We start from the raw sequence: 6,041 nt of genomic DNA, 5'->3' as shown, positions 1-6,041 counted from the left end.
CGTTCCCATGCCGAACACGGAAGTTAAGCTCTTCAGCGCCGATGGTAGTTGGGGGCTCTCCCCCTGTGAGAGTAGGACGTCGCCAGGCAAATAGGAAAGAGTAGCTCTTGGGAGTTACTCTTTTTTTGTAGTGGCCGGATTTGATTATAAGTCTGCTCATCTGTCTTTTGACCACATCGATTTTCATGAAAAATATCTTTTTTCATTCAAAATCTTATAAAGACATGAATGAATGGTCAAAATTCCTCTAAAATGCCTTCGCTTCACTCCGAAACCCCCATTCAATCATCGCTCGATTGCAGCAGCTATCCACTTATTATCGAAACCTGAAATTCTATTATCAAAACAGTTAAGGTATGATCGAAATCACTGCCATATGAACAAACCAGATTAATTTATAATCTAAAAGCTTAACACAATGAGATTCATATTCAGAAAAGCGACACAATCAAAATCACAAACGAAAAAACAAAAAACGTTGGTGAATTGATCCCCCTCCAAACGTGAATATCCTGCCAAACTCCCCCAATCTTTTTCTCATCTTTTTTATAGAGACATACACAGACTGGGCAGTTGCTACATAAGATAAAGTACACTTGATAATTCTGTTAGTTTAAAAGTTTAAAATTATGTATACAATTAGAGTGCAAGGGGCAGAATAGATTGTATGGAGGTGGAGATCCGTATGGTGAATGCTGGAAGTGAACCTGTTTGTGAACAGTGCATAGTGTGTCAAAGTGAAAAGTCGGTTGGAATCCATCTATACACATCGTTTATCTGCACGGAATGCGAAAGGGAAATGGTACAGACGGAGACGAATGAGCCCGTGTACAAATTATTTATTCAGAGGCTGAAAAAAGTGAATACTCCTCAAATCTATTCATAACCAGGTGAAAGAAAACTTGGTTATGATTTTTTTAGGTTAAGTCAGTATAAAATATGATACGATGTAGAGTAGCAAGTGAGTAAAGTGAGGGGTAGACAGTGAAGGTTGATCAATCCAAGACGCCTCTTTTAGATGCGATCAGGTCTCATCATTCGAAGGAACCGATTTCGTTTCATGTACCTGGTCATAAAAATGGTTTATTGATGGATAAGAATAGTCGTGCATTTTATAGCACTGATTTGACCGAACTCAGCGGGCTGGATGATCTGCATGATCCGAAGGAAGCCATTCTGGAATCGGAAGAGCTGCTGAGTCATTATTATGAATCAGAACACAGTTTTTTCCTGGTGAATGGGAGCACAGTGGGGAATATGGCCGCAATTCTGGCTACTTGTTCACGTGGTGACGTCGTTCTGGTTCAGCGGAATTGCCATAAGTCAGTATTAAATGGAATCAAGCTTGCTAAGGCTGAACCTGTGCTGGTTGAGACAGAGTGGGATGAGGACGGCTGGATTCCTTTAGGGGTCAGTCCCGAGGCTATCCGGGAAACGTTGAAAGACTATCCCCATGCGAAAGCATGTGTGCTGACCTATCCCACTTACTACGGGTTCACGTATGATATAGAATCAATTATGGAAGAATTACATAGATATGATATCACCTGTATCATCGATGAGGCACATGGCCCGCATTTCAAAATTGGGAGCCCGTTTCCTCGTTCCGCGCTGGATATGGGAGGAGATATTGTTATTCACTCTGCTCATAAAATGCTGCCGGCAATGACGATGGGATCGTATTTGCATATCGGGAGCGGCCGGGTGAACCGACAGAAGGTACAGGAATACCTGTCGATGCTGCAGTCAAGCAGTCCTTCCTATCCGATCATGGCCTCGTTGGATTATGCAAGGTCCTATATCGGTACATTGACAGAGGAAGAATGTAAACGGAATATGGAGAAAGCCCGTTATTTTGTAAAAGCGTTGAAGGATGCCCATGCCGGGCTGGACGTCATTCGGACACACGATCCCTTAAAGCTTCTGCTTCGTTTCAAAGGGAAAACAGGGTATGAATTACAGGCGTTATTGGAACAGGTGGGTCTTTTTACAGAGCTTGCCGATCCTTTTTATGTGCTGATGATCCTTCCATTGTTAAAGGATGATAAATCTTTCCCATTTGAAGAGGCAGTCGTAAGGGTGACTTCAGCTTTGAAACGTGAACCGGTGCAGGAGGAGCTGCCTGACCCGCCTTATGAGAAAATGACAGATAAGTTTTACTCAGTTCTTTCTCTTGATTATGAGCAGATGGACGGAAAAGAAGAACGATGGGTGTGTATAGATGAGGCGGAAGGACAAATCGCATCCCAGATGGTGACCCCGTATCCACCAGGGATCCCATTATTGATACCAGGAGAAATGATCTCCAAGAAAACAATCGTGCGATTACAAGATTATGTAAAAAACAAAGCGAATATACAAGGCTATCATCGTCTCGGCGAAGGGTATGTCCGGGTTTATCGATAGACGGAGGTTTGAACATGAAAGAGGGAATCTTTATTACGGTTGAAGGCCCAGAAGGAGCTGGGAAATCAACGATACTGAGTGAGTTGTACCAACAGCTTGTAAAAGATGGCTATGATGTAATGCAGACGAGGGAGCCAGGCGGCATTTCGATCGCTGAACAGATCAGAGAAGTAATTTTGAATAAAGAAAATACTGCGATGGATAAACGAACAGAAGCTTTATTGTATGCGGCAGCCAGAAGACAGCATTTAGTGGAGAAAGTGATACCGGCGCTTGAGAATGGATCGATCGTCATCTGTGACCGATTCATAGACAGCTCTCTGGCTTACCAGGGGAATGCAAGGGGTATCGGGATGAATGAGGTAATGAATATCAATCAATTTGCAATTGAGGATAGAATGCCGGACCTGACATTGTATTTCGATATCGAGCCCGAAGCAGGACTACAGAGGATCGCACAGCATGATGGCAGAGAAGTGAATCGTCTTGACTTGGAATCCCTTGATTTTCATGAACGGGTGCGCAAAGGGTATCAAGCTTTGATCAACCAGTATCCGGAGCGAATCCAGGTGGTTGATGCAAGCCGGACGAAAGAAGAAGTATTTTCAGCAGCATATGATATTGTGAAGAAATTTATCGATTAGCAGATGGGAGGCAGCTTCAATAAAAGAGGTTGTCTTCTTTTTTATTGGAAAGATGTTAGTGGACGATATTTATTGATATAATAGAAGGAAGTATATGTTTTTGAAACGGAGGAAATCCACATATGAAAGTCATTATGGCGGTTGTTCAGGATAAAGATAGTAATCGTTTGTCAAATGCGTTGATGGAACATAATTTTCGTTCGACAAAACTCGCAAGCACCGGAGGGTTCCTGAAGTCGGGGAATACCACTTTCATCATTGGTACTGAAGATATCCGCGTAGAAAAAGCATTGCAGGTGATCAAGGAAAATTGTCAATCTCGTGATCAGTTGGTCGCTCCTGTATCCCCGATGGGAGGAAATGCAGATTCATACGTTCCGTACCCGGTTGAGGTCGAGGTAGGGGGAGCCACGGTATTTGTGCTTCCTGTCGATCAGTTCCATCAGTTTTAATCAATTCTCTTTTCTAATGTGCAGAGCAATAAAGTTTGTGAAAAGAGCCTTAATCAAAGCGAGGAGTTTAGATAATGAAGATCAACCAGGATACCCGTGTATCTTTAGATAAACTTCAGAAGGAAAGCAGGACAACAGGCAAGAATCAGATGAATTTCGGTCAGCTTGTCCAAAAGCATGATCAAAAGATGCAAATGGATCAACTGAATAAGCTTTTGGTTACGATAGAAGATGCGGGAAGCCGTTTAGCGAACTCCAGAACCTTTAAGGATCTCGCAAAGTACAAAACACTTGTAAAAAAATTTGTGAGAGAAACGGTAGATTTCGGTATGGACCTTAAGCAATCTCATACATGGAACCAATACGGCGAAGGAAGAAAGCTCAATATTGTCGAAACCATCGATCAGCAGCTTGTCGACTTAACCGAAGCGGTGATGGATAAGGAAAAGAAATCGATCGATGTATTGGGGAAAATCGGAGAAATAAAGGGATTGCTGATCAATCTCTATATGTAAGTGAGTGGTAGACATGAAGTTTGAAGAGTTACAATCGTTTCAGCCTGTGGTTCTGCAGATGCTTCAAAACAGCATCATGAAAAATCGTGTTGCTCATGCGTATTTATTTGAAGGCGAAAAAGGAACCCGGAAAAAGGAAGTAAGCATGCTCTTTGCAAAAGCTTTACTTTGTGAGAGACAGAAAGACGGCAAAGCATGTGAAGAATGCAATAACTGCAGACGGATCAATAATGGAAACCATCCGGATCTTCATCTTGTGGAACCTGATGGACTTTCGATAAAGAAAGAGCAGATTAAATCGCTCCAGGAAGAATTTTCTAAAACAGGCGTCGAATCAAAGAAAAAAATTTATATTATCGTTCATAGTGATAAGATGACAGTCAATGCTGCGAATAGTCTTCTGAAGTTCCTTGAAGAACCTTTGGCGGATACCACGGCCATACTTATCACTGAAAATATTCATAGAATACTGCCTACCATTCTTTCAAGGTGCCAGACGGTTTCATTCAAACCGCTGCCTAAAGAACATTTGACTAAACAATTGGTGGACGAGGGCATACAGCCTCATATGGCGTCTATGGCCGCGAATCTGACCAATCGCTATGAAGAAGCTGTAGAAATATGTCAAAATGAGTGGTTTGCACAAGCAAGAATAATAGTGTTAAAATTATATGAGGTCCTCCAGAAAAGTGCCTTCCAAGCAATGGTGAAAATTCAAGAGGATTTTGTACAGCACTTCAAAGAAAAAGATCAAGTTGATCGAGCATTAGATCTTTTACTTCTAATATATAAAGACTTACTTCAGATCCAGTTAGGAAAAGAAGAACAGCTCGTCTACCCCGACCAAAAGGAAGAATGGAAATCAAACGCACTTCAAGTATCGACAAACCGTCTTTCTACTAGTATGACGGTCATACTTGAAGCAAAACGCAAATTAAACGCCAATATGAATTCTCAGCTGCTGGTAGAACAGCTTATGTTAAAACTGCAGGGGTGATGGTCTTTTGTACCATGTTGTAGGAGTACGCTTTAAAAAAGCGGGAAAAATCTATTATTTCGATCCCGGAGAACTGGATGTTGGGAAGAACAGTTATGTAATCGTCGAGACGGTTCGCGGGGTTGAATTTGGAAAAGTAGTTGTTGAAAAAAAGCAAGTCGGTGAAAATGATGTAGTGCTTCCTTTGAAAAAAGTCATTCGGATCGCGGATCAAAAGGATCGCTTGACGGTGGAAGAGAATAAATCTTCCGCACAGGAAGCCTACGATGTATGTTGTGACAAAATTAATCAGCATCAATTGGATATGAAATTAGTAGATGTAGAATATACATTTGACCGCAATAAAGTCATATTCTATTTTACTGCTGATGGACGTGTTGATTTCCGGGAGCTGGTGAAAGACCTTGCTTCTATTTTCCGTACACGTATTGAACTTCGTCAGATTGGCGTTCGTGACGAAGCGAAAATGCTGGGGGGGGATCGGTCCATGTGGCCGTATGCTTTGTTGTTCGACCTTTTTAGGAGATTTTGAACCGGTATCCATTAAAATGGCGAAGGATCAAAATCTATCCCTTAATCCTACAAAGATTTCAGGTTTATGCGGCCGCTTAATGTGTTGTTTGAAGTACGAAAATGACGAATATGAAGCAGCTAAAGAGGAATTGCCTGATATTGGGGAAGTGATTAAGACACCTCGCGGGAAAGGTAAAGTGGTAGGTCTTAATATTCTCGAACGCGTACTTCAAGTCGAAATAAAGGAAGAAGAACGTGTGTTGGAATTTACTTTAGATGAAATAATGAACGAAGGTGCCGTATCATTCCAAGCCACAGAGTAACGGGGTGTAGTGTCGTGGATAAAAAAGAGTTCTTTGATTCAGTCAGCAATATGGAACAACAGATCGGTGATTTATATAATCAATTAGGCGAGCTTAAGCAGTGCCTGGCTGAGATGCTCGAGGAGAATCATTCTCTTAAACTTGAGAACGAACATTTGCGCCGAAGACTGGAACAGACGGAGAACTCACCG

The 6,041-nt window shown here is 41.9% G+C and carries 7 protein-coding genes, 1 rRNA gene and 1 pseudogene; all 9 read left to right on the top strand.

Annotated elements, in window-relative coordinates; genetic code table 11:
- Positions 1-88 (top strand): 5S ribosomal RNA (gene rrf, locus HP456_RS18520); the annotation flags it as partial.
- 579 nt (positions 89-667) lie between these two features.
- On the top strand, positions 668-886 hold the full coding sequence (locus tag HP456_RS18515) for a sigma factor G inhibitor Gin (RefSeq protein ID WP_172253803.1): 219 nt from the start codon (positions 668-670) through the stop codon (positions 884-886).
- Positions 887-984: 98 nt separating this feature from the next.
- Positions 985-2,406, top strand: coding sequence for an aminotransferase class I/II-fold pyridoxal phosphate-dependent enzyme (locus HP456_RS25125; protein ID WP_172253802.1), 1,422 nt, complete (start codon positions 985-987; stop codon positions 2,404-2,406).
- A 14-nt stretch (positions 2,407-2,420) separates the two neighbouring features.
- Positions 2,421-3,050 (top strand): dTMP kinase, encoded by a 630-nt coding sequence (tmk, locus tag HP456_RS18505; protein WP_172253801.1) that lies wholly within the window; start codon positions 2,421-2,423, stop codon positions 3,048-3,050.
- 122 nt (positions 3,051-3,172) lie between these two features.
- Positions 3,173-3,502, top strand: coding sequence for a cyclic di-AMP receptor DarA (gene darA / locus HP456_RS18500; RefSeq protein WP_172253800.1), 330 nt, complete (start codon positions 3,173-3,175; stop codon positions 3,500-3,502).
- 74 nt (positions 3,503-3,576) lie between these two features.
- On the top strand, positions 3,577-4,017 hold the full coding sequence (locus HP456_RS18495) for a YaaR family protein (protein WP_172253799.1): 441 nt from the start codon (positions 3,577-3,579) through the stop codon (positions 4,015-4,017).
- 13 nt (positions 4,018-4,030) lie between these two features.
- On the top strand, positions 4,031-5,014 hold the full coding sequence (holB, locus tag HP456_RS18490; RefSeq protein WP_172253798.1) for a DNA polymerase III subunit delta': 984 nt from the start codon (positions 4,031-4,033) through the stop codon (positions 5,012-5,014).
- A gap of 7 nt (positions 5,015-5,021) precedes the next feature.
- Positions 5,022-5,850, top strand: a pseudogene (locus HP456_RS18485) (PSP1 domain-containing protein).
- Positions 5,851-5,864: 14 nt separating this feature from the next.
- A partial coding sequence (locus HP456_RS18480; protein ID WP_172253797.1) for an initiation control protein YabA occupies positions 5,865-6,041 on the top strand: 177 nt, incomplete at its 3' end.

The organism is Bacillus haikouensis, from assembly GCF_013179555.1.
Classification (GTDB): Bacteria; Bacillota; Bacilli; order Bacillales; family Bacillaceae_B; genus Rossellomorea; species Rossellomorea haikouensis_A.
This window is presented reverse-complemented; position numbering and strand designations above follow the sequence as displayed.

What these genes read in the sequence shown, in the direction of transcription:
- HP456_RS18515 (WP_172253803.1), top strand. Translation starts at nt 668, where the DNA reads ATGGAGGTGGAGATCCGTATGGTGAATGCTGGAAGTGAACCTGTTTGT.
- tmk (WP_172253801.1), top strand. Translation starts at nt 2,421, where the DNA reads ATGAAAGAGGGAATCTTTATTACGGTTGAAGGCCCAGAAGGAGCTGGG.
- darA (WP_172253800.1), top strand. Translation starts at nt 3,173, where the DNA reads ATGAAAGTCATTATGGCGGTTGTTCAGGATAAAGATAGTAATCGTTTG.
- HP456_RS18495 (WP_172253799.1), top strand. Translation starts at nt 3,577, where the DNA reads ATGAAGATCAACCAGGATACCCGTGTATCTTTAGATAAACTTCAGAAG.
- holB (WP_172253798.1), top strand. Translation starts at nt 4,031, where the DNA reads ATGAAGTTTGAAGAGTTACAATCGTTTCAGCCTGTGGTTCTGCAGATG.